The sequence below is a fragment of the Bacteroidota bacterium genome (assembly GCA_016706865.1).
GTDB lineage: Bacteria > Bacteroidota > Bacteroidia > Chitinophagales > BACL12 > UBA7236.
On sequence record JADJIS010000001.1, the window covers coordinates 75,044 to 100,154 of the forward strand.

Consider the following 25,111-nt stretch of genomic DNA (forward strand, 5'->3'; position numbering starts at 1 on the left):
TTTAAAGGTCCAATTTTATCTTGTTTGCTGCCTCGCGCTTCTTCTGGTCAATCACCTTAGCATAAATCTGAGTCGTTTTCAATTCCCTATGCCCAAGCATTTTTGAAACAGTGTAGATGTCTGTCCCGCTGCTTAATTGCAACGTGGCATATGTATGCCGGAAGCAATGAAATGTTATGTCCTTTGTGATTCCGGCTGCTCCTATCCATTGGTAGAGGTGTTTGTTTTGATATGCTGAATATTCCAATCCTTCAAATACCTTTCCGCCGGCATTCGGTCGCTCACCTAATAATCCAAATGCCTGTTCAGAAATTGGTAGTTCCTCAATTCCCTTTGTTTTTTGCTGCTTGAAATGAATAATGTAACCTTGTCCTTTTACAAATTCAATTTCATCCCATTCCATTTTCTGAATATCTGAAAATCTTAATCCTGTCATTGCCGAAAAAATAGCAGCCCGTTTTAACAGTGGGTTTTGGCATTCCGTTTTATTGAGTTTGTTCAATTCTTCAATGGTTAAATAATTTCGACGGGTTTCAGCTGATTTGATTTGTTCTATCTTAGAATTAAGATCATAACTTAAATATCCATCTTTATAAGCCTGCTTTACTGCCGCTTTAAATTTGTTGAAATAAGAGACTGCTGAGTTTTGAGCGAGTTTTGTTTTGATGCTCTTGTTACTTTTAGTAGTAAGTAGATAATTTGATAAATAGCACTACATAGGTAACACTTTTTATCGTAGCACTACATAGGTAACACTTTATTTTGTTTTTTAGCATAAAAGGTTGATACTCATCTAAAAAGGTGATGAATTCGTATCAGCAAAGACAAGAGGCGGTCCAAAGGTTTTTAAAGGGTGAACATGTAACTCATATTGCAATGGTATTTAAGAAAAGCCGCAAATGGGTTCACCACTGGATAAACCAATATAACCTTAGAACTGATGAACTTAGTTGGTTTAAAGATCGAAGTAAGGCACCCAAAAAAAACTCTTCAACTTTATCCATTGAGTTGGAGGCGCAAATTCTGCAAATCAGAAAGGAATTGGTAAACGAAAGGATGGCGCAAATCGGAGCAATTTCTATTCAATACCAATGCGAACTTCGTGGAATTAAACCTATTCCTTCGGTATGGACAATCAATCGATTAATAAAAAAACATGGATTAAATACAAAGCCATCAGGTTATAAATCACCCATAGAATATCCTGAATTATTTCTTCATACCCATCAATTAGATCTGGTGGGGCCTAGATATATTAAAGGTGATGGAAGATACTATAGCGTCAATATTTTAGATATAAGTTCTCATACCTGTTTTGTAGAAGCTGTTCGCACAAAAGCATCAGAAAACATTCTTCAGGCCATTGCTTCCTTCTGGAAAATACATGGCATACCGGACGCTTTACAAATGGATAATGAATTAGCATTCCGGGGAAGCAACCGATTCCCCAGAAGCTATGGAAATGTTGTGCGCTTTGCTCTTAGCCTAGGGGTAGTCGTTATTTTTATTCCTTTAGGAGAACCTTGGAGAAACGGCAAGATCGAACAGTTTAATAATACTTATCAGAAGAAGTTTGTGAACACGCATACATTTAAAAATCTGGAAGATCTATCTATGCAAGAACAAAAATTTATACAGTTCCATAATAGTCATCATCGCTACAGTGCACACGGGCAAAAACACCAGATCAAGTAAAATCGTTACAATTATCACCTACTTATTATAATGGCACGATACATCTGCCTAATCTTAACCCAAAAATTAAAATACCACTAACAGAAGGGAATATTTTTTATATCAGATTTATTCGAAGCGATCTAAAACTTCATTTGGCTAACGAGGTTTTCATTATGAAGCCTGAATTAAAATACAGTTATGTTGTGGCCATAATTAATATTGAAAATCAATTGCTTATTATCCGCCAAAATGACGAAATAAAAGAGATACTTCATTATCCAATGACAATAAAAAATAAATAACCTTCTTGTTTGATTTAAAGCCAAAGGGAAAAAGTGTTACCTATGTATTGCTATAGAATCGACCCTTAAACGCCCTTAAGGGCAACCCCAAAATACAAGGATCTCTAGGGAGTGACCAAAAGTGTTACCTATGTGATGCTATACAACAGATAATCCCTAAAGTCATTACAAAACTTTTCATTGAGGTCAAAAAACTTCAAATTGCCATTGGTGAAGGTTACAAGATACTTATAAGATGATGCCCAATTATCATAATTAGATTCTTTGCGCTTATCGGCTAACACTTTGAAGTATTCTACAAAGTTGCGTTCTCCTTGCTCCTTGATTTTTAATTGCCCTTTTTCAAAATCAGTATAAATTTCAGGTTTGTTCAACTGATTTTCCTTTTTCTGTCTCATTGATTCAGCTATCTGCAAAGTTTCTTTATTGTGCTGTTTATCTATCGGCGATTTTGCTTTATCGAACAAATAAAGTTTTAAAAATTCCCGCCGGGTGGGTTGACCAGTTTTGGGGTGAGGTATTGCAGGATAGAAATCCAAATAGAGGCTTTGTCTGTCTCCCGAAATTCGTTTTTGACGGAGTTTTACTTTTGTTGTCATGATTCAATTGTTGAATTTATACATTTTTTCTAGCCCACTTAATAGCGTAATAAGAATATCTGCAAACGTATATGATTGTAAAAAGGATTAAGCAAACAACACCCAAAATCTTCCATAAGCTGCTATAATCTTCAATTCTTCTGTTATAAAGTTTTAGATAATGAGAGTCGGCGTCTACATACTGAATATTCAACTCTATGATCTTTTGTTGCGATAGATAATCTTTGTCTGTTAAATAATTTTGCGCGAAAAAATGCTTTAACTCCTCGCTGGAATGAAAATCAAAAACATCTGAAATATAATTATCTCGGACTACAAAGTGATGAGAGATAATTTCTGCATGTCCTGTTTTAAATAAATTTGAATAATCGTTTTCAAATTCCGTCTCAATTCTTTCATAAAAAGCATCATTCCAAAGTGAATCAATCAATTGCAAGTCTAAAATTGCATTAAAAATATAGGTTGGGGTATCAAGCATTCGAGCATTAGGAGCTTCAAGCCCGTTCGTATAAATATCAAAATTTCTACTCTTCATTAATACATGGTACAATTTAATTCGCAATTCCAATTTTCCATCTAAATCAAAATGCAGTGAATCAATTCCATGTTCAATTTTTTCTCTTTCGGCCCAGAGATCGCCTCTTCGTTTGTCGTTTAAAGCTTTGTAAATTAAAAGGCAAACAAGAAAAACGAACAAAATTGCTAAGAATGCAAAAAAAACTATAACTTCTCTGGCAAGATACTTTGGATTGACTTTAAAAATTTTCATGTTTCGACATTATATTGGTTGGTGTTAAAAAATCCATTTAATACTGAATGCTTAATTAATGTTCTTCTTCAGGCATTTTTCTATTCAATTCATTCAAATCAAAAATCTATAAACTGCCCATTAGCTGATCGCTAAAAAACGGTTCAATTCTACATCTCCATTTGTGCTACTAACAATGATTCTTTATTATATTGTTTGTCAAATAGGTAAAGTTTTAATAATTCCCGCTGGGTAGGTTCTCCTGTTTTGGGATGTGAAATTGCAGGGCAGAAATCTAAATATAGTCTGTGCCTATTTCCTGAAATTTTCTTTTGCCTGAGGTATACAATTGTTGCCATTTCTTTTAATTAATTATTAATTAATGACTCTTGAGAGTATTAATAGTAGTTTATTGTTCTTTCAGTCAAGGTTTCTGCAACCTCGCCTTTGAAACTAATCATACTAATCCAATTTCCCACTTTGTCAAATTCATATTGAAACGTTAGTTCAGTTACATTGTGAAAGACTATCCCTTCCTTGTGACTTTTTATCACATTTCCTTTTTCATCATATTCGTATGTGTTTAAATAATTTTGGCTGCCATCTGGATACTTCGAGTTCACTTCAAGCATATTTCCTTTTAAGTCATGTTTATAATAAGTTATATCATTCAGAAGTGGATTTGGATTGGTCGAGGTTGTTTCTACAATGTTTCCCATTTCATCATATTTATATTTAATTTTTTCATGTAGTTCGCCATTAGAATTATAGCTACTATTTTCGGCCATCCTTCCATCAATATCATATTTATAAATGTATCTTAATATAAGGCTATCTTCTGTATTCATGTAATCCATTTGAAGCAAGTTCCCAGCTTCATCATACAAATATTTAGAAACGCTATTAAATCCCCAATATGAACTACTATCTTCAATCAAGTTTCCATTTTCATCATATTTGTAAGTATTCTTATATTCAAGACTCCCGTCACTGTAATTCGAAATCTGTTCCATCATGTTTCCATTTTTATTAAAAAATATTTCTTTGCTTGAATTTATTTCTCCTTTTAAAATTTTTCCAAATTTTGTTATTGCTTTATATTCAACTTCGCGATATGATTTAACCTTGCCATATAAATTACTTTCTGACAAATCACTTGTAATTTTTATTTCACGCTGGCAACCAAATAAAAGCATTGCGGATAAAATCAAAATATTTGCGGTTTTATGTTTTCCTTTATAGAATAAATACAGTTTTAAAAATTCCCGCTGGGTGAGTTCACCTGTTTTGGGATGTGCTATTGCAGGATAGAAGTCTAAATATAGATTTTGCCTCTCCCCTGAGATTTTCTTTTGTCTGAGTTTTACTTTTGTTGCCATTTTAAATATTGAGGTTTAGATTTTTTTTCGTTTGTTTTGTTGGTATATTATTTCATCTTCTGGGTTACTTTTTAAGAAATGATCATTCATCCTTTTGATTGACTCTTCCGATGGATATGAAGTTTCAAAGGAATCTCTCATTTTTTTATACACAACTACCCGCGTTTCTTGATTAAAAGCTGGTTCGTTCGGATTAGAAGAAATATTTTTATTTGTTTTTTTGATGGGAGTAATATTTTTATTTGTTTTTTTGATGGGAGTAATATTTTTATTTGTTTTTTTAATTGGAGTAATATTTTTAATTTCTTCTGTATGCCCAAAGCCAATAGCATCCCATAAATAAATAATTAATCCGACTATGAATGCAAATAAAATAGCATCGGTAAATCCTGATGAGCTGAGTATAATTATAGTTTTCATAACTTTTATTGAAATAATCTATTTAAATCAGATTGTTTTATCAATGTCCTTCTTCCCGCTTTTCCCTTTTGCAATTCATCTCTAACAAGCATTCTATAAACTGTCCTTTTGCTTACCCCTAAGAGCCTGCTTGTGTCATCAATACTCAAGAACGGTTTAGCACGTAACTCTGAAAATGGAATGGAAATAGTGAATTTAGTTTTCTTATCGCTGGCTTCGATCTTCTGCCTTTTCAGGTTCGATTTATAAGCCTTTCTATTGCAATTGTGTGAACAATACCGCGTAACTGTGGTTCTTGCTGTGAAGGTAGTTCCACAATGCTCACAAACCCTTTGTACTTGTATGTTTGTACTCATTTCTCTGTGTCAATTAGAGACATTAAGCGTCAGGAAGTGACACTGTGTGCCATGATTTCACCAAAAAGTAGGGACGTGCCCTGAAATTTGTACCCCCAATCCTTTGGGGTACAACAAAGATACAAATACCCAATTAAAATACAGGTAATATTGCGGAATAAAAGTTAGCTGAAAGGGTGAAAAATGTGCTGAAATGCTTGTATTAGTAAGGTTTTGCGTGAGTTTAGTGTCAGAATGTTGCGTATTGGTTACTTTCCAATACAAAAATTCCTAAAAATATCATCTAACAAATCATCATTCGTTATCTCCCCAGTTATCTCCCCAAGCGCATTCAACGCATAACGAATATGCAAAGCCGTCAACTCTCCACTTATCTCGCTGTTGATTGCATTAAGAACTTCATCAAGGGAACTGCGCGTTTTTTGGAGGGCTTCGAGGTGGCGGGCGTTGGTGACTATGATGTTGCCGATGTTGAGGTCTTCGGTGACGATCTTTTTATACATGGAGGATTTGAGTTCTTCGATGTTGGTTTTTTGGAGGGAGGAAATGTAAGCGTCGGGTTCGAGTTCGAAAAAGTTGGCGAGTAATTTTCCACCTTCGGGAGTATCGATCTTATTTGCAACCAATAACATTTTATCGCCGGAGGAAATTAAAGATGCGAGATCATTTTTTACATCTTCCAAACTCATGTTGTTCACATCAAAAACATAAATTAATAAGGTGGAAGATGCAATTTTTTCCATGGTTTTTGCAACTCCCATTTTTTCAATTTCATCTTTTGCCTCGCGAATTCCGGCAGTGTCGATCAAACGGAAAATAATTCCGTTAATATTTAATTCTTCTTCAATGGTGTCTCTTGTAGTTCCTGCAATTTCACTAACAATTGCCCGCTCTTCATTTAATAAAGCATTTAATAAAGTGGATTTACCTGCATTAGGTCTGCCTGCAATTACTGTATTAATTCCATTCTTAATTACATTGCCTAATTCAAAAGATTTTATTAAACCATTTAAGATTACATTGATCTTTTCAATTAATAATTGCATATGCCTGCGTTCGGCGAACTCCACATCCTCTTCGCTGAAATCAAGTTCCAGTTCTATCATGGAAGCAAAATGAATTAATTCGTAACGCAACTTTTTTAATTCTTCACTATATCCGCCACGCATTTGTTTTAATGCGATATCATGTGCAGCTAAGGTTTGTGCATTAATAAGATCTGCAACTGCTTCTGCCTGACTCAGATCCATTTTACCATTTAAAAATGCGCGCATGGTAAATTCCCCGGGTTTCGCCAATCGAGCACCTTTGGAAATTATGAGTTGCAAAATTTGTTGTTGAATAAAAGGTGAACCATGACAGGAAATTTCAATAATATCTTCACCGGTGTAAGATTTCGGATTCTTGAAAATACCAACAACCACTTCGTCCACCTTAGTGCCATTTTTTTCAATAACACCAAAATGAAGGGTATGGCTTGACACCTCTGCAAGTTTCTTTCCGATAAAAATTTCATCAGTAATTTTTATAGCTTCCTCCCCCGACAACCGGATAACTGCTATAGCGCCAACTCCGGGCGCTGTACTTATGGCAACAATTGTATCTTTGTGATCAGTAATTTGCATTCTATGCGAAGGTATTGCTATTCAGTTAATTTGTAACCAATGATAGATGAAAAACAATCCATAAGTTTCGGATATTTTGCCGGTGGCTTATTCATTTTTCTGGGAATCATAATTACGGCGATAGGATTTAGCGGTATAAAGTTTATTGATTTCGATTTTCCGGGCATTTTATTTTTAATTTTACTTCTGTCAGGCCTCCTGTTATTATTCGGTGGATTACAATATATTCGTTCCTCCAAAAAAAAGGAAAAACTGGAAAAGATCCTTAACGAGGAAAACATTTCCATTGCACCAAATGCCACGCAAAATAAAACGCCAAAAGTTGCTGGGTCTATTGTAAAAGGGGAATGGGATATTGATGAAATAACTTGGCAACAATTTATTAAAAACGAAAAGAATTATCGCAACTCAGATAATATATATTTCCTTATCGGTTTCGTTATTCTCGGTACAATTGCCATAATTTTAAACCGATATGCGGAATGGACAACAGCACTTTTAATATGTTTGATAGCAGGAGTATTTCTTGTTTTAATGCGCCGTTCACTCGGCCTAAATAAAATTCGCTCTGTTAGAAAACGAAAAAAGGTGTTGATCACAGAAAATTTCGTTCGTCTGAATGAATTTACATTCATTTTATTCTCAGAGAACAGAATGACCTCTTCTATAAAATTTCTAGACTCGGAAATTCCTAAAATACTGGAGTTTAAAATCCACTGGAAAACCCGCAATGGAAGCACCTACGATGAATTACGTGTACCTGTCCCACCCGGACAAGAAGAGACTGCTAAAAATATTTGTCTTAACTTTATCAAACAAAATATTGAAACATGAACAAGATCACTTTAGTTTTATTATTGTCGGGGATATTAATTAACGTTTCCATGTTCGGTCAATTCAGGCCCGGAGATATAGGTTATAATTCTGCTCAATTTGATGCCTATAAAAAGAATAAGGTAAAAACCCAGACACAAATAATGCGTGATGAAGATAGTATAACCACACGTGTTTCTATAACTGAATTTACAGAAGATGGCTGGCTTATCCGCACTACTTTCGACAATGGCGAACCTGCTTATGATGAAGAACCCATTGACACGATGAAAGATGAATACACCTATTTTCCCGATGGAAGAATAAGAATTATAACCATGTTTGGATACGACCTGTTCCCAATGACACTTGGATTTGAATACGATAAAAAAGATAATTTGGTAACCTCCATTTTTGCCAGTGCAGAATCAAGGGAAAATACATATGAGTATGATAAAGCGGGAACTATTATCAAACGAATTGGCAAATCCGCAAGATTTGAAGTAGACGCAGAAGGTAATTATCTGGATAAAATGATCATGGTGGAAACTGATTTTTCAACCTATACCTGGGATGCAAAAAACAGATTAACGGAAGAATTATTTAGTATGAACGGCGAGTTTTATAACAGGATGGTTTATTCCTACAACGATAAAAACCAACTAACCGAAATGAAAGCCTTTTACGATACCGCACCCGATGCAATACCTGTTTTTTCCACTACCTATTTTTATTTCGAAAATGGTCTCCCAAAAAATATGATAACAATTGAAGATGGATTTAGGGTGGAGCATTATTATGAGTATAGCTTTTATTAATTGAAAAATGTAATAAAATTGACAATTGATAATTGACAATTAGAACTACCAAAAAGCAGTAGCTCCGAGTGGAGAGAAAATTATTATTGGTTATTTTTTAGGGTCATTTTATTGAGGACAAAAATGTATCAATGCTTAGAGGATCAAACTCATTACTCATAACTCATTACTCATAAAGGAGAATGCAAAAATTCCGATTCTTGTTATAATTTTATGCAATGAAAATACTAATGGTCTGCCTGGGCAACATCTGCCGGAGTCCGCTTGCGGAGGGAATATTGAGACATAAAATAAAGGAGGCTGAATTAGATTGGGAAGTGCAAAGCGCCGGAACCGGAAGTTGGCATATAGGTGAAGCACCTGATCCCCGTTCGCAGAAAATTGCGAAAATAAATGGCATTGATATTAGTAAACAAAAGGCGCAAAAATTTACACAAAAACTTTTTTCTGAATTTGATCGCATTTATACTATGGATAGTTCTAATTATCGCGACGTAGTAAATATGGCAATAAATGAGGAAGATAAAAATAAGGTGGAATTGATAATGAATTTAGTAGAACCAGGAAAAAATAAAGCCGTTCCGGATCCGTATTATGATGATGATTTATATGCAACTGTTTACGAAATGTTGGATAAAGCGTGTGAGGAGATAATGAAGGAATTAATGTACCAATGAACAGCCAAAAATGTACCAATGTACAGATGCCTGCCCGTCCTTTTTTGACGGGAACAGCCGAATTCTTGTTGGAAAAACAGTGATACCATTGGAATAAGAGGGGATTTTAATATATATATAATTTAATGGAAATATAAATATTCAGTAATTTTGCACGTATCAATTAAAGTCAAGACAAGATTGGAAGAAAAATGTTTCGGCTTAGTCACATTGGTACATTAGTCAATTGGTACATCAAAAAATTATCAAAAAAAGTAATTGCATCAATTTAAAGTTAACTATAAAAAGAATCTGTGAGTAAAGAAAAGCCATCCATACCAAAAGGAACTCGTGATTTTGGGCCTGAAGAAGTTGCAAAACGAAATTATATAATGGATACAATTAAAAACGTGTACGAATTATATGGATTTCAACCTTTGGAAACTCCGGTAATGGAAAATCTTTCCACTTTGATGGGAAAATATGGTGCTGAAGGTGATAAATTATTGTTTAAAATATTAAACAGCGGCGATTATTTGAAGGATGCAGATCTTGTTTCGCTCACTGAAAAAAACAGCAATAAATTAACTGCGGATATTTCGGAAAAAGGTTTACGTTACGATCTTACTGTACCTTTTGCGCGGTTTGTAGTAATGAATCAAAATGAAATTACATTCCCATTTAAAAGATATCAGATTCAACCTGTTTGGCGCGCCGACAGACCTCAAAAAGGGCGCTACAGGGAGTTTTATCAGTGTGATGCAGATGCCATCGGCAGCAACAGTTTGCTCATTGATGCCGAATTAGTGATGATCATAAGGGATGTTTTCGAAAAATTAAATCTGAATGTCACCATTCGTTTAAATAACCGTAAAATTTTAGACGGATTAAATGAATATATCGGAGAAACAGAAAAAAATCTTATTCTCATAAATATAATTGATAAACTGGATAAGATTGGAATTGATGGCGTAACCAAAGAATTAAATGAACAAGGATTTACATCTGATCAAATAAATAAAATAAAAACTATACTCGATCTTTCAGGAAATGCAGATAAAAAAATTGAATTTCTCGAAAAAATATTTATTGCGGAAAAAGGTAAAAAAGGAATTACAGAAATAAAAGAACTCTTCGAAAAAATTAAAGGCGTTGAAAATAAAACCGTTAAAATAGAATTTGATCTTAAATTAGCACGCGGATTAAGTTATTATACCGGTACTATTTACGAAGTAATTTCCAATGATGTAAAAATTGGAAGTATATTGGGAGGTGGTCGTTACGACGATCTTACCGGAATTTTCGGATTACCAAATATGAGTGGTGTAGGTATTTCGTTCGGACTTGACCGTATTTATGATGTAATAACCGAATTAAATCTTTTCCCTGAATCCGCTTTAAAAACAACACAACTTTTATTTATTCCATTTGACGAGGAAGGAGAAAAAATTTGTCTTAATTATGCTTCCATTTTAAGAAAAGAAAATATCCGTTGCGAAATATATCCCGATATCAACGCCAAAATGCCCAAAAAATTCAAATACGCCGACGACAAAAAAATTCCACTCACAGCAATAATCGGCTCCAACGAAATAACAGAAAATAAACTCACCTTAAAAAATATGACCACCGGTGATCAACAATTAATTTCTCTCGACGAATTAATTCAGATCATTAATGAAAGTGTATTTATAAAAAGAGATGGTGGGTTTATGGATCTTAGCGAGTGAAGAGGACATACGACATAGGACATATGAAATAGGATTTACTTAAAGTAAACCGTTTAAGTTAATTTTTCCCTCGAAATTTAGTGGATTTAATTATGAAATCAAATGCCCAGTTACAGTTAAGGCCTCCTATATCCCATTTCCCATGTCCTATGTCAGTCATATTTCCTAATTCTTATTTCCTATTTCCACTAAATCGGATGGCGAGGCCACAAAGTCGCGAAGGGCGCGAAGGTACACGAAGAAATTATTCTTGGCATAATACACCTATTCCCTCAAAAAAATCTTCGTAAAAATTAAGATAAAATGTAAGGGCTCAAAAGTGGTTTCTGTAATACGAAAAAGTTCTCCTTTGTCCCATTTCCCATGTCCTATGTCAGTCCTATGTCCTATGTCCTATATCCTACGTCACGCGTCTCGCGTCACGCGCCTCGCGTCATTCGAACATGCCTTTCATCTTCTCAAAAAATCCCTTTTCCTTTTGATTTACATCAGGCTGAAAATTTTTGGATGATTTTAGTTTTTCGAGCATTTTCTTTTCTTCGGAAGATAAATGTTTTGGAACCCAAACATGGACTTCAATTATCTGATCACCTTTGCCATAACTATTTAATGCGGGTAGTCCTTTTCCTTTTAATCGCATAATATGTCCGCCTTGTGTTCCTTCCGGAATATTTACGCGAACTTTTCCGTCGATAGTTGGAATTTCCACTTTTGTTCCTAACGCAGCATCTGCAAAACTGATATATAAATTATAGAGAACATGATTTCCTTCGCGTTTTAATTCCGCATCTTTTATTTCTTCAATGGAAATTAAAAGATCTCCGTTTGGTCCGCCTTTTTCTCCTGCATTACCTTTACCATTCATCGATAATTCTATACCATCGTGAACACCTGCCGGTATATCAATATTAATTGTGTCCTCGGCATACATTCTTCCTGCACCGTGGCATTTTGTACAATTTGCAGTAACCTGTTGGCCTGATCCGTGACAAGTGTGACATGTTTGTGTTGTTGCCATTTGTCCGAGGATGGTATTTTGAACTCTCCTCACATAACCTGAACCCTGACAAGTTTTACAAGTGCTTACACTTGATGCATCCTTTGCTCCGCTTCCGTTGCAAGTATCACAAACAACATATTTTTTTACTTTGATTGTTTTGCGTGTGCCTTCTGCAATTTCTTTTAAGGTGAGTTTTACTTTAATGCGAATATTTGATCCACGAACTCCTCTTTGTCTTTGTTGTTGTTGTCTTCTTCCACCCCCACCAAAAAAATCTCCAAAAACAGATTCACCAAAAACATCACCGAACTGACTGAAAATATCATCCATGTTCATGTGACCGGCACCGCCGTTTGCACCTCCAACTCCCTGATGACCATATTGATCGTAACGCGCTTTTTTCTGAGGGTCGCTCAATACTTCATAAGCCTCGGCAGCTTCTTTGAACATCTCCTCCGATTCTTTATTTCCGGGATTCTTATCAGGATGATATTGTAATGCCATTTTCCGATAGGCCTTTTTAATTTCCTCCGCTGTCGACGATTTTGTCACCCCTAAAATTTCGTAAAAATCTCTTTTAGCCATATTAAATTCCCGGATGGGATAATCTAGTTAATGTTATTGCTTAATTTGTTTATTGAATTTGGCGGAAGATAAAATTATTTGCCGATAACAACCTTGGCATATCTGATAATTTTATCGTTTAATGTATATCCTTTTTCCAATATCTCTACCACCTTGCCTTTCAGATCTTCAGATGGAGCAGGAATTTCGGTAATGGCTTCCATCATATCGGTATTAAATTCCAGACCTTTACACTCAATTTCCCGGAGCCCTTTTTGCGACATGATATTCTTCACTTTTTCGCTGATGAGTTTAAGTCCTTCCTTCACTGCATCAATATCTTTTGCAGCGGAAACAACCTGCTCTGCGCGATCAATATCATCCAAAGCGGGTAAAAGATCCTTTATCACTTCCTGACCGGCAGTTTTAAATAATTCAATTCTTTCGCGGGAAGTACGGCGTTTGAAATTTTCGAATTCAGCCAAAAGCCTGATGTACTTGTCCTTTTGTTCTTCCAAATCCTTTACAAAAGTGGTTGCATCATCAATTATTTCCCCTTCTACCGGCAATGCATGCTCATTACCGTTTTCTTCGTTCCCTTGTTCTGATATATCCTTTTCTTCTATCATAATGTTAGAATTGCTTTTTTTTGACGAATTGGCGCAATATTCCCGGATATTCCGAAAAATATTCACATACCCGCGGGTTCAAAAATACTGCCACCGGAGCAATCATTGCCAAATTGACATTAATAAACTGTAAGAAATGCTGAAAAGATTGAGAATCAGCTGCCCAAATTTTCCTTTATTATGTTCTCCAGATCTTTGATCAGGATGTTCTTTTTCACAATAACGCCATTTCCATCTATTAGAAAATATTGTGGGAGAAACCCAACATTATATTTGATTGCGGCAGGTGCGTTCCAGGCTTTAGTATCCAATGCCTGACAAGGCCAGGTTATATTATCCTGTTTTATTGCATCTGCCCACTTAGATTTATCAGTATCAAGTGAAAGACTATAAATACAAAATCCGTTTCCATTTTCAAATTCGGAACCCCTGTATTTTTGATACAAGCGCTGCATTTCAAAATGATTTGATCTTGCTGCTGAATTCCCGGATTCCCAAAATTCTATTAGAACATAGGATCCTTTTAGCTCAGAAAGTGCAATAGACATTCCCTCTGTACCCAAAGCAACAATTTCCGGAGAAATATTACCTGTTGCTGTTCCCGTAACTTTATTTGTTACAGAACATCTTGTAAAGGATAAAAGAATAATAATTGCAAAAAAGAACGTTAATTTAATAATTTGAGTGTGTGGTTTAAATGGTTTTCGAGGAGTGGATTGCATCATTGTTAATTTATTAATTATTCTATATATGATTTCAAAATTGTTTCCAGATCAGATATAATAATATTATGTTGAAGAATAATACCTTCTCCATTCAGCAAATAATATTTGGGTAATGAAGCTACCGCATAGTCTAATAAAGGTTTTGCATTCCATCCATCGGTATCAATAACCTGTGATGGCCACACCATGATATCTTCTTTAATTGCGGATAACCACTTAGCCTTGTCACTATCTATTGAAATACTGTAAATGGTAAATCCTGTTCCATCTTTAAAATTTTCATCACGATATTTCTGATACATTCTTCCCATTTCAAAATGATTCTTTCTCGCCTGACTATTTCCTGCTTCCCAAAATTCGATAAGAACATATTTTCCACGCTGACTACTCAGGTTTATAATATTACCACCCGGATCAGTTGCTGAAATTTCGGGCGCAATATTTCCCGTGCGTATACCCGATACTGCTTTCTGAACAGTACACGCTCCTAAAACGAGTGCACATAAAATGCCTGCAAATATGAAATATGCTTTCAATACAAAGGATAATTAATTAATCCAATAATTTTACAATCATGTGTGAAACCGTTTGGGGAAGTGTGGGGTTCCCCGCTGTAAAAATGGAAACACAAAGTTAAATTAAGGTTATCAATTCAACATCATGTTTTCAACACTTATAAGAGTAATTTGTAAGGAAAAGAGTTGCAAGGGTTATTAAACTCTTGTGATTTGCGCTCCGATAGCCTGAAGGCGTTTGTCTATTTGCTGATACCCTCTGTCAATTTGTTCAATATTGCGGATGATGCTTTTTCCTTCGGCAGAAAGGGCTGCAATTAATAATGCAACACCTGCTCTGATATCAGGTGAGCTCATTTCTATTCCTTTCAACTTAAACTTTCTATCTAAACCAATTACCGTAGCCCTATGCGGATCGCAGAGAATGATCTGCGCACCCATTTCAATTAATTTATCAACGAAAAACAATCTGCTTTCAAACATTTTTTGATGCACCAGCACCGAACCCTGTGCCTGTGTTGCAACAACCAGTATTATACTAATAAGATCGGGTGTAAATCCCGGCCAAGGCGCATCTGCAATTGATAAAATGGATCCATCGAGAAAATTCTGGATGGCATAATTCTTTTGTTCCGGAATAAAAATATCATCTCCCCTCAACTCCATTTGAATGCCCATCCTACTAAAAATTTCAGGGATAACACCCAACATATCGTAACGCACATTTTTTATCGTGATCTCGCTTTGTGTCATTGCTGCCAGACCGATAAAACTTCCAATTTCTATCATATCGGGTAAAATGCGATGTTCACATCCTCCCAAACTTTCCACTCCATCTATGTATAATAAATTGGAACCTATTCCGCTTATTTTGGCACCCATGCTCACAAGCATATGGCAAAGCTGTTGCAGATAAGGTTCGCAGGCGGCATTGTAAATGGTTGTTCTACCCTCTGCTAAAACTGCTGCCATTAAAATATTGGCAGTTCCTGTAACGGAGGCCTCATCCAGCAGCATATAGGCTCCCTTTAATCTTTCGGCACTAATTGCACCTGTATTTTGATCAAAATGAGCCCCAAGTTTCATGAAACCAATGATGTGGGTATCCAGACGTCTGCGTCCAATTTTATCGCCACCGGGTTTAGATAAAGTTGCGTGTTTGAAACGCGCCAAAAGTGGTCCCATAACCATCACGGAGCCGCGCATTTTGCGACTTTTATCAATAAAATCGTCGCTGTTGATATATGCTAAATTGATATTATCAGCTTGAAAAATACAGGTATCACGCGTTGGGCGTTCCACTTTTACACCCATATCGGCGACCAATTCAATTAAGAAATTGACATCGCGGATATCCGGAATATTTGAAATTGTTACCTTTTGGTCGGTGAGCAATACTGCACAAATAACCTGAAGAGCCTCATTTTTTGCGCCCTGAGGCACAAGTTCGCCTTTCAGCTTGTTGCCTCCTACAATTTCAAATGCATCCATTAACGGTTCTTTTTGAAATTTTGATAATTTGGATTTTGGCCCTGTCCCGGACGTTTAAAGTTTCTTCCGCCCTGATTTTGAAAGTTTTTATTTGGACGGTTTTGTTGCTGCTGTTGAGGTTGACGGCGAGTGGATTTTGTTAATGTATCCAGATCGGTATTTTCCTGTAATTGTAATTGATTATCGCTCAAACTCTGAAGATCAGATTTAATGGTTTCATCATTAACATCCTCATTATTCCAATTCTGATGCACAAGTTTCATATAATTTCCGATCACCTGCGCAAACTCTTGTTTCATTGCCGGATCTTCCATTTTGGCCGCCTTATTAACACATGATTCCACGTTTTTACCATAATGGGCAAAACGAATTTTCTGACGAGGATACTTCAGTTTAATATTTTTCCGTCGCAACAACTCGCGCTCCGGGGTTGGATAAGGTGAATTTGCATTTAATTTGAAATCACTCATCATATAGATGTGATCCCATAATTTATGACGGAAGTCTTCTACGTTGCGCAGTGTAGGATTCATTGTTCCCATAAGATCGATGATATCCTGCACAAGTTTGTTGCGCACTTCTCCATCTTCAATCGTGCACGCATGTTCCACCAGTATCTGTATATGACGGCCGTATTCGCGAAGTATCATTTTTGGCCGCTGAGTATTGTAAGGCATTTATTAATTATTTATCGTAAAGGTATACAAAAGATTCGAAGGGGAAGCCCTTGAAGATTCGAAGGGAGAAGATTCGAAGATTCGAAGGTGAAGGATCTAAGGAATAAATAAGGAAGGAAGAGGTGTAAGGTTAAAAAAGGGCGATTGATTTTACTTGTAAATTTTACAACCTAATGCTAACTTTTACTTTGTAATAAAATTTTCCAAATTAAATCAATGTAAGTCGTGTCATGTATCCTGATTACTGTGTCTAATTTAAGAAGGAAGAGGTCGAAAGGTTAAAAAAGGGGCATCCAATTATAGGTATCATCAATTTATTCTTTCTTTCATTTTTTTATCATTCTTTTTTATCACTTCTTTTTTTTATCCAGTTAAATCCGCACAATCCGCGTCATCAGCGTTCCCCTTTTTTTCATTCCTATTTATTTTCCCCTTCCATTAGACCTACACAGGTTTTCGAAACCTGTGAGGTCGTCGGGCCTCATTCCTTCATTTTTCATTCTTTCATTTTTTCATTTTTTCCCGGAGGTCCTTGTCGTTTCTCTGAAGCATGTTGGATCATTTGGCGTTTGAATTCATTTTCGGCATCGGCTAATAGGGCAACTTTTTTTAGGGGTAAAACTTTTTTGAATTCTTCTGCATATTTTTTCTTGAGATCGAGCATTTTTTGATCATTTTCGAAATGGGAGGAGATGAATTTATTTAATTCTTCCTCGTTCATATCGTTAATGCTTTTACCATCCTTTAATGCTTTATCTGCATCCATTACTATTTTAATTTCGTCGCGCATTTTATTGTAAACGGGCCAGAATTTTTGTGCTTCCTCGGAAGTAAGATCCAGATATTTTGTTAAAAATGCAATGCGCAAAGGTTCTATTTTTTCTTCATCGAACATAGGTGGTGGCGGACCTTGCGAGAATGCCGCTGTAGAAAATAAACCTAAAAGGAAAATGATAGTTAGTTTTTTCATAATGATTGGTTTTGGTTAATGAGCTCAGGATTATATTCCAAGGTCTTCAAATAAAGCTGCATCATTTAAATAATCCTGAATTGTTTGATCGTCTAATTGTTTTAATAATTCTTCATCCAATAAATTTTCATTTTTTTGGGGGGATGATGTTTCGTGCATAATTTGTTCGTTCACATCTTCCGAAATTTTTTCAATTACCGAAGCATCGCTGATAAAATCTGTTTCAAATAATAATTCAGTGTCAATATCCTCCACATTCTGTATTAAATAATTTTGTAACTCTTCTGAACTTATGGATGCTATTTGTGTATATATAAAATTATCTATCTCCGCATTATTCATCTTTGCCAATTGCATTTCAAGCCCATCATTTTTATTTCCAAATATCTTAACCCCAATAAATACCAATACAAATACCGCAGCAATTCCCGAAACATATTTTAACCAGGTAAGACGAATAATTTTTTTATTATTATTTATATCCTTCTCAGCATAAATTGTTTTATTCAGAATATCACTTTCCAACTCTTCAAAATATCCAATCGGAAAATTTAACCCCCCATCATCCGGCATATCCTTTAATATGCTGTTCAGCTCCTCTAATTCGCGTTTGATATTTTGTTTTTCGTTTTTCATTTTTATTATCCAAAAGTCTTCATCTTGATGCGAGGAACCTTGTTGCTACCTGCATCACACTCATAACTCATAACTCTTATAATTGACACCCGTCACAAATCTCCTTTTCTGCCACTGCCTACTGCCTACTCTCCCCTATGACTCCCCTCCTCACCCAAAGTTTAATCCCTCCTTCAAAATAACCTCAATTTTTTTCACTGCATGATGAAAACTTGCTTTCAGTGCACCTGTGGAAGTTCCCAATATTTCTTCCATTTCCTCGTATTTCATTTCGTCAAAATAACGCATGATAAACACCTGTTTTTGTTTTGCGGGAAGGGTATCAATGGCTGACTGCAACTTTTCTTTCAATGTTTCACCATCCATCCACACCTCTTCTTTTAAGGAGCTTACAAAAGAATTATTTTCTATTGCCGTACCGGAATTATTTTTTCTATATCTGTCTTGTAAAAAGGTGATGGATTCATTTGTTGCAATGCGATATAACCAGGTAAATAACTGACTATCCTCCCTGAAATTCGGCAATCCTTTCCATGCTTTTATAAAACAATTTTGCACCACATCGTTTGCATCATCGTGATCGGTGACCATTCGTCGAACATGCCAATAAATTTTTTTCGAATAAACAGAAACGAGATGTTTAAAACCGAGATCCCTGGTTTTTTCATTGAGACATAGATGGAGGATCTCTTTATCTGTCATTTTATGACGTAGGACATAGGATATAGGACATAGGACTAGACATAGGACATTGGAAAAATGACATAGGACTGGACATTGGACTTTGGTAATATCAATAATGACTAATGACTATTGACTCCTGACCATTGACTCCTGTCTCACCCCTTCCTCTGCATCACTTTTAATGCTGCGTCAACCACATGTTGTGTACTCATACCGTATTTAGTGAGTAATTGTTCTGCAGTTCCGCTTTCGCCGAATTTGTCGTGAACTCCTACATATTCGATTGGTGCGGGAGTATTTTCACTTACTGTTTTTGCAATTGCACTTCCTAATCCACCAATTATCTGGTGTTCTTCGGCAGTTACCACACAACGCGTTTTAGCAACAGACTGTATGACTGCATCAACATCCAAAGGTTTAATGGTATGTATATTAATTAGATCTACGGAGTAACCTTTTTCTACTAAAATTTTTGCAGCTTCAATTGCCTTAATAACAAGGTGACCCGTTGCAAAAATGGAAACATCTTTTCCATCCTGAATTTTCCAGGCCTTTCCAATTTCAAATTTTTCGGTGGTAGGATAAAAAATGGGCCATTTTGGTCTTCCAAAACGAAGATAAACAGGGCCCATATGTTCAGCTGCCGCAATTGTTGCAGCTTTGGTTTGATTGTAATCACAAGGATTGATAACCACGAAATTTGGCAACATTTGCATCAAACCGATATCTTCCAATATCTGGTGAGTTGCGCCATCTTCCCCCAAAGTAACACCGGCATGGGAAGCCGCGATCTTTACATTTTTATTGGAATAGGCTACCGACTGTCGGATCTGGTCGTATACGCGACCTGTAGCGAAATTGGCAAAGGTACAGGCGAAGGGTATCTTGCCCCCAATTGTTAGTCCTGCGGCTATTCCTGTCATATTTGCCTCGGCAATACCGCACTGGAAAAAGCGTTCAGGATGGTTTTTAATGAAATCGTCGAGTTTTAAGGAACCAACTAGGTCGGCACAAAGGGCAACAACTTCCGGGTTCAACTTTCCTAATTCCGACATACCTGCGCCGAAACCGGAACGCGTGTCTTTCTGATTGGTGTAATCTACGTTTATCACTATTACAATTTTTAGAGTCTGACGGTAAGTGCAGTTCCAGTTACAACTTCGAAGGTATATTCTTTTGTTGCAGCCATATCCTTTTTTGAAAGATAACGGTAAATAACAATGTATTTTCCGGGCTGCAAAGCCAGTGTTTCCTTTAAGTTCGTATCGCTCAGCTCGTAAACTTCCTCCAATTTATTCTCCTTATTTTCATATATCGCACCGGCTATCTGTTCATTTTTACTGAAAGTGACATATCCGGGCGCTGAGATCTCAATTGTTGTGGTTTTATCCTGTTCAACCTGAACTCCGCTTACCTTAATTACCGGCAAAGTTAAAATTTCAAGTTCATACTCACCAATTAATAATTTTTGACTGTTGTTGGAGGTTTGATTTATGACGATTTTTTTATCTTTTTTGATGATGCAATTGATTCTTCCCTTAAAGGTTTCTCCCTTCACATACACTTTCAAATAACCCTGAGGAGCCGGTTCTGTGATGATATTTAATTCGCCTTTAGTGAGATCGATATTCTTTTTCCAAATTTCCGGAGTAGTGTGAATTTGAAGATCATAACCTAAAGATGGATCAAGTGTAATGGTATCCGGATGTCCTTTTGGATCTATAGTATGGTAATAATTAAATCGTGCCTTTCCTGTTTCGGCATCGGTGAAGGTCATCAGCATATCTGTTTCCGTTGGATCTTTATTAACATCTAAAAGATCTACTCTGGTAAAAACGGAATTAAATATTTTGGCAATGGTAGTATTTATCACAAATTCGGTTTGCAGCTCCGATTCAATATTTAAAAATTCACCCATACAGGAAAATTGTGAATATTCCGTTGCATCTATACCAATTCCAATTACATATGATTTTGTTATAATTCCCTGATTCTTTAATCGCAAAACAACTTCACAGGGATTTAACCCACAGGATTCAAAACCATCGCTTACAAGTATTAAAATATTGCGATAATTTTTTGCATCAGGACCGAAATCCGTAATTGTTTGTTCTATGGAATACGCAATTGGGGTAACTCCCTGAGGACGAATATCATCCAGCTTGTTATTAATTGCAAGAGCATTTTTAGATTTAAATGCAATTTCCAATTTGGAGTCTTCGCAGTCATTAGCCGGTTGCGGACTCTGATGTCCATAAATGCGCATTGCCATCTGAACGTTTGGCATATTATTTAGACTATCTGCAATTCCATTTACAACCCTATGAGCGGCCACCATTTTAGAATTGCGATCCCAGTTTTGTAACATACTGCGCGATGCATCCACTAAAAACAGCACACGTGTGGGTTGCGCAGTTTGAGCAAATAATTGTGTACTGATGAATAAGATCAGTATGATTGAAAATAATTTTGGATGATATGTAATTATTTTTTTCAAATTATAATTTCACCAATGCAGTTTTACTGCTTTTAATTGTAAAATTAGTTTCCTTTGTATTTGCTGATGCTTTTTTTAGATTTGACCTGCTGAATATTTTATAATCTCCCGGTAACAATTGCACCATTTCTGAAGCTCCGGAGCCCGTTAGGGTTGATTCGTAGATCTTTTCCAAATTACCATCCGTTAATGTATAAATACTATAAATTTTGTTTTCGGGGGATGAAATATTGAGTGTTCCTGGAAGCGGGATTTCTATTTTATTATCTACTCCTCCCTTAATTTGGTAATTCTCGTAATGGATTCTTGGGAGAGTAAGAACATCAATATCATAGGTACCTGCAATATATTTATGTTTGGAATTAAAATTCTGTACGTATAAAATTTCACCGCTATCATTATTTCTTACTACACATTGTTTTTCACTGAACACTGTTCCTGTTCCTTCCGTGAGTTGTAAAATTCCAAGTGGTACATCCACACCTATAATATTGTGTTTACCCGGAATTAATTCCACTTCTTTTAATTCAACTTCCGGTGTTGTATGTACAACAATATTATATTTTCCAATGGGATTTAAATATAAGGTATCGGGTTGATTTTTTTCATCCGGAGTTTGCACATAATTATATCTCACCTCACCGGAAAAACTATCGTAAAAAGTTATTTCAATATTTTTTTCTGTAGGCAATCCGAAAGCATCAATTAAATTTATTTGAGTGGTGGTAATATTTAATGCCTGAGAAATTACGATACTCATTGCATTAGAAAATGCTTTTTCATTTCCGGCATCATAATAACTTCCAATACATTCAAAATTCTTTTTATCGCTTTCTTTTAATCCGAGGCCAATAACAAATGGTTTCAGGGTAATTCGTTTCTCCCTCAACACATCTGAACTTGCGCAGGGATCGCCTTCACAATTTTCAATTCCATCCGTAATTAAAATAATGGAGTTCGTTCCTTCCGTAGAAATAAAATCGCCGGCTGAGAGAAAAAGGGAATAAGCAATGGGCGTATATCCCTGGGGAGTTAATGTATTTAATTTTGCTTTAATTGCAGAGGCTGAATTTTTAGAAATTGGCACTTCCAGTTTGGAATCTTCGCAATCATGGGCAACTCTTGGACTTTGATGACCAAATACACGTATTCCGATCTGAACGTCAGGTTCTGCTTTTTGAATGCTATCAATTGTTTTTACCACGAGCTTTTTAGCTACTTCCCATTTATTGGTATTGTTCCAGGGATCCACCATACTTCCACTTCCATCCAAAAGAATGAGGATACGTTTGGTGTTTCCTACAGGTTTAGTTTGGCTAAAACCAGATACAGATAGGAAAACGGATAACAAAAGTAAAAGTTTGTGCATAGTCTGGCTCCGATAAAACGGATTCAACCTTTAAAAGATTGTTTTGCAAATAAACAAAAATGCTGCCGTTTATTCGCAGTTCTTTAAGTTAGGCTTTAAACAGTGGAGTTGAGGGTATGTATAGTATAGTTTGCAAAAACACCATAAAGGAGTGCAATTACATTTATTTGTGCGCTCCCATCGTTATTGATCAGCAATAATTAGTTTTTGGGAAAAGTTCTTTTTTCCCGAACGAATAACCCCATAGTATATTCCATTTAGCCAATGGATAGGAAATTCATTCAAACCTTGCGATATTTTAGATTCTAATATTATCTGTCCTGCAGAATTGAAAATTGTAAAGGTTGCATCGTTTTCAATCTGGAAATCAACTTGAAGAAATACTACATTATTGCTGTGATAAATTTGTATATCATCATTATTAATTTGATCGATATTTTCTATAACAGGAAAATTAAGTATTACCTGATTAGATGGAAGAGACAAAGTATCTTCAATTCCATATACACTTGCAACGGATAAAACATAAACGTAATATGGTACTCCCCAGCTAATTAAATTTCCCTCACTGTCAGTTGTGCTGGCATTGCCATTTAATTCAATATCATTTCCATCCGGAATTATCGAAAAATAATTTGGAGAACCCACAGCTTGCGCAGAAGCAACATCAAAATCAAATGCCGTAGCAAAATCCACAAGAAATACTCTGTATTCTTCCACAGTTTGTTCCAGGGCAGAAACGGAGATGGAGATTTTAATATCATCGCCATTACCGGTCTCCGCAATATCTTCCAAGATTATACTATTAACAACCGATGTTTGCGTTTCAATGGTAATTACTTCTGAAGGATCAGATAATGCACTTACAGCCGCGGATGTTCCATCAGCAACACTTAAAACAAAACTTTTGTATTTTGCGGGTTCTATCAGATCACCATCTGAATCAACGGATAATTCGTTTAGTAAAAGGGTATAATTTATTTCTCCGGGTGCTACAGAAATATAATTTCCCGGACCAACAATTTCTGCTTCAGCTAAAGTAAAAACATCGGCAATATCTTTTTTCACAATTATAATTCTGTATTCACTAATACCTTGAATTGTTTCCGGTTCATCGAAGGTAACTTTAATATCCAGACCATTTCCAAAGTCATCAATATCTGTTATAACATTTTCCACTGGAGCGGAAACTGCATCAATTAATTCCACAGCTTCGGATGCTTTGGAAATCATATTTGCATAACCAGATGCAGGATCCATAACATTTAAAACAAATAATTTATATGGTTCTCCAACAGTGATCAGATCGCCGTCGCTATCCTGTGAAAGTGCTGTGAATGCTCCTGTGTAGTCGATACTTCCATCCGGAATTAATTCTAAATATTGGCCCGGCAACAAATCATTTGCCATGTCCACCGTAAAATTTTCTGCAATAGCTTTTTTAACCGCAATAATGCGATAAACATCTATATCTTCTTCATCACCTGGAGCGGTGAAATTAAATTGCAGATCCTCACCTGTTCCGGAGGTTCCTGCATCCTGCACAAAATTCCATATCGGAGAATAGGAAACTAATTCTGTGGTAATTGGTGTGTCAGCAATTAATTGATAAGCGTAATCATGAATTGTTATCCCGCTTAAAATATCAACACTTAATCGCATCCAACCATAATGCAATGCTCCATCGATATAAAATTGAAATGCTGCGAATTTATCTACAGCGCCATACCAATCACCACCTGCAATTGCCTGATGATCGTAACTGCTATAAACATTAAAATTTAATCGTTCATATAAATTTGCGATATTAAGTGTAAAATTTAATCCTTCATCAATTACAGCTCCCGAATTAAGTAAGGGAGCAACTGTGAATACAATTTGTGTTGCACCGCCTGTATATGTCGCCCAAGGTAAACCTGAATAGGTAACAGGTACAATTTGGGTACTGATCGCAACTTTATTATCCCCCAAAGGATTTATTCGCAATTTTAATTCTGATGTTGAAAATGATGTAAATGTTTCCGCAATAAAGATCAATTTAAAATCCACATCACCGTCATTATCCATATCTATTTGCACTTCATCAGTAAATGCAGTTTCATCCGGATCAACATCAGTGTAAATTATTTGTGCATTTGCAGTATTTCCAATTAGTAAAAATGCTGAAGAAAACAGGGAGTAGTTGCTTAACTTAAAGAGTTGTTCCTTTTTCACGATCCGTTCGAATTAAT

Annotated in this window: 26 protein-coding genes; 5 read left to right on the forward strand and 21 right to left on the reverse strand. The window is 35.8% G+C overall.

Going from position 1 to position 25,111, the window contains the following annotated elements; all coding sequences use genetic code 11:
- Position 1 precedes the first annotated feature (1 nt).
- Entirely contained in the window at positions 2-667 is a 666-nt protein-coding gene (locus IPI31_00310) for a tyrosine-type recombinase/integrase (GenBank protein MBK7566246.1), read from the reverse strand.
- 209 nt (positions 668-876) lie between these two features.
- On the opposite strand from IPI31_00310, the gene IPI31_00315 reads away from it, so the two are divergent.
- The gene (locus IPI31_00315) at positions 877-1,695 is read left to right on the forward strand and encodes a transposase (GenBank protein ID MBK7566247.1); all 819 of its coding nucleotides are present in this window, start codon (positions 877-879) and stop codon (positions 1,693-1,695) included.
- A gap of 412 nt (positions 1,696-2,107) precedes the next feature.
- Here IPI31_00315 and IPI31_00320 read toward each other — a convergent pair whose 3' ends face one another.
- From IPI31_00320 to mnmE, 7 genes are all read right to left on the reverse strand, one after another.
- Positions 2,108-2,578: a phage integrase SAM-like domain-containing protein gene (locus IPI31_00320; GenBank protein MBK7566248.1), complete on the reverse strand. Its 471-nt coding sequence runs from the start codon at positions 2,576-2,578 to the stop codon at positions 2,108-2,110.
- Positions 2,579-2,594: 16 nt separating this feature from the next.
- Complete coding sequence (locus IPI31_00325) at positions 2,595-3,347, reverse strand: hypothetical protein (GenBank protein MBK7566249.1); 753 nt, start codon at positions 3,345-3,347, stop codon at positions 2,595-2,597.
- Between the two features lie 149 nt (positions 3,348-3,496).
- A complete protein-coding gene (locus IPI31_00330; GenBank protein MBK7566250.1) occupies positions 3,497-3,685 on the reverse strand; it encodes a hypothetical protein in 189 nt (62 codons plus the stop codon).
- A gap of 39 nt (positions 3,686-3,724) precedes the next feature.
- The gene (locus IPI31_00335) at positions 3,725-4,705 is read right to left on the reverse strand and encodes a hypothetical protein (GenBank protein ID MBK7566251.1); all 981 of its coding nucleotides are present in this window, start codon (positions 4,703-4,705) and stop codon (positions 3,725-3,727) included.
- A gap of 15 nt (positions 4,706-4,720) precedes the next feature.
- Positions 4,721-5,125 carry a hypothetical protein gene (locus IPI31_00340; GenBank protein ID MBK7566252.1) on the reverse strand — a complete coding sequence of 135 codons (405 nt, stop codon included), beginning with the start codon at positions 5,123-5,125 and terminating at the stop codon, positions 4,721-4,723.
- Positions 5,126-5,130: 5 nt separating this feature from the next.
- Positions 5,131-5,481 (reverse strand): helix-turn-helix domain-containing protein, encoded by a 351-nt coding sequence (locus IPI31_00345; GenBank protein ID MBK7566253.1) that lies wholly within the window; start codon positions 5,479-5,481, stop codon positions 5,131-5,133.
- Positions 5,482-5,729: 248 nt separating this feature from the next.
- A complete protein-coding gene (gene mnmE / locus IPI31_00350) occupies positions 5,730-7,106 on the reverse strand; it encodes a tRNA uridine-5-carboxymethylaminomethyl(34) synthesis GTPase MnmE (GenBank protein MBK7566254.1) in 1,377 nt (458 codons plus the stop codon).
- Positions 7,107-7,145: 39 nt separating this feature from the next.
- Here mnmE and IPI31_00355 point away from each other — a divergent pair, with 39 nt between their 5' ends.
- The 4 genes from IPI31_00355 to IPI31_00370 all read left to right on the forward strand — a co-directional run bounded on the left by IPI31_00355 (position 7,146) and on the right by IPI31_00370 (position 11,123).
- Positions 7,146-7,940 carry a hypothetical protein gene (locus IPI31_00355; protein ID MBK7566255.1) on the forward strand — a complete coding sequence of 265 codons (795 nt, stop codon included), beginning with the start codon at positions 7,146-7,148 and terminating at the stop codon, positions 7,938-7,940.
- Positions 7,937-8,737 carry a hypothetical protein gene (locus IPI31_00360; protein MBK7566256.1) on the forward strand — a complete coding sequence of 267 codons (801 nt, stop codon included), beginning with the start codon at positions 7,937-7,939 and terminating at the stop codon, positions 8,735-8,737. The genes IPI31_00355 and IPI31_00360 overlap by 4 nt, the downstream gene beginning before the upstream one ends.
- A gap of 218 nt (positions 8,738-8,955) precedes the next feature.
- Positions 8,956-9,414: a low molecular weight phosphotyrosine protein phosphatase gene (locus IPI31_00365; GenBank protein MBK7566257.1), complete on the forward strand. Its 459-nt coding sequence runs from the start codon at positions 8,956-8,958 to the stop codon at positions 9,412-9,414.
- 293 nt (positions 9,415-9,707) lie between these two features.
- Positions 9,708-11,123, forward strand: a complete 1,416-nt coding sequence (locus IPI31_00370) for a histidine--tRNA ligase (GenBank protein MBK7566258.1) — start codon at positions 9,708-9,710, stop codon at positions 11,121-11,123.
- 433 nt (positions 11,124-11,556) lie between these two features.
- On the opposite strand, the gene dnaJ is transcribed toward IPI31_00370, so the two are convergent.
- The 13 genes from dnaJ to IPI31_00435 form a co-directional block, all read right to left on the reverse strand.
- A complete protein-coding gene (dnaJ, locus tag IPI31_00375; protein MBK7566259.1) occupies positions 11,557-12,708 on the reverse strand; it encodes a molecular chaperone DnaJ in 1,152 nt (383 codons plus the stop codon).
- A 74-nt stretch (positions 12,709-12,782) separates the two neighbouring features.
- Positions 12,783-13,316 carry a nucleotide exchange factor GrpE gene (locus tag IPI31_00380; GenBank protein MBK7566260.1) on the reverse strand — a complete coding sequence of 178 codons (534 nt, stop codon included), beginning with the start codon at positions 13,314-13,316 and terminating at the stop codon, positions 12,783-12,785.
- A gap of 155 nt (positions 13,317-13,471) precedes the next feature.
- Positions 13,472-14,041 (reverse strand): TlpA family protein disulfide reductase, encoded by a 570-nt coding sequence (locus tag IPI31_00385; GenBank protein ID MBK7566261.1) that lies wholly within the window; start codon positions 14,039-14,041, stop codon positions 13,472-13,474.
- 14 nt (positions 14,042-14,055) lie between these two features.
- Positions 14,056-14,577, reverse strand: coding sequence for a TlpA family protein disulfide reductase (locus tag IPI31_00390; protein MBK7566262.1), 522 nt, complete (start codon positions 14,575-14,577; stop codon positions 14,056-14,058).
- 177 nt (positions 14,578-14,754) lie between these two features.
- Entirely contained in the window at positions 14,755-16,047 is a 1,293-nt protein-coding gene (murA, locus tag IPI31_00395; GenBank protein MBK7566263.1) for a UDP-N-acetylglucosamine 1-carboxyvinyltransferase, read from the reverse strand.
- Complete coding sequence (locus IPI31_00400; protein ID MBK7566264.1) at positions 16,047-16,724, reverse strand: DUF4290 domain-containing protein; 678 nt, start codon at positions 16,722-16,724, stop codon at positions 16,047-16,049. Before IPI31_00400 ends, murA begins: the two co-directional genes overlap by 1 nt.
- A 496-nt stretch (positions 16,725-17,220) precedes the next feature.
- A complete protein-coding gene (locus IPI31_00405) occupies positions 17,221-17,694 on the reverse strand; it encodes a hypothetical protein (GenBank protein ID MBK7566265.1) in 474 nt (157 codons plus the stop codon).
- Between the two features lie 30 nt (positions 17,695-17,724).
- Positions 17,725-18,330, reverse strand: a complete 606-nt coding sequence (locus IPI31_00410; protein MBK7566266.1) for a hypothetical protein — start codon at positions 18,328-18,330, stop codon at positions 17,725-17,727.
- Between the two features lie 150 nt (positions 18,331-18,480).
- The gene (locus IPI31_00415; GenBank protein ID MBK7566267.1) at positions 18,481-19,032 is read right to left on the reverse strand and encodes a sigma-70 family RNA polymerase sigma factor; all 552 of its coding nucleotides are present in this window, start codon (positions 19,030-19,032) and stop codon (positions 18,481-18,483) included.
- A gap of 137 nt (positions 19,033-19,169) precedes the next feature.
- Complete coding sequence (locus tag IPI31_00420) at positions 19,170-20,126, reverse strand: transketolase family protein (protein MBK7566268.1); 957 nt, start codon at positions 20,124-20,126, stop codon at positions 19,170-19,172.
- Positions 20,127-20,137: 11 nt separating this feature from the next.
- Complete coding sequence (locus IPI31_00425; protein ID MBK7566269.1) at positions 20,138-21,511, reverse strand: VWA domain-containing protein; 1,374 nt, start codon at positions 21,509-21,511, stop codon at positions 20,138-20,140.
- Position 21,512: 1 nt separating this feature from the next.
- A complete protein-coding gene (locus IPI31_00430; GenBank protein ID MBK7566270.1) occupies positions 21,513-22,880 on the reverse strand; it encodes a VWA domain-containing protein in 1,368 nt (455 codons plus the stop codon).
- Positions 22,881-23,063: 183 nt separating this feature from the next.
- The gene (locus tag IPI31_00435; GenBank protein MBK7566271.1) at positions 23,064-25,094 is read right to left on the reverse strand and encodes a T9SS type A sorting domain-containing protein; all 2,031 of its coding nucleotides are present in this window, start codon (positions 25,092-25,094) and stop codon (positions 23,064-23,066) included.
- Positions 25,095-25,111: the final 17 nt, after the last annotated feature.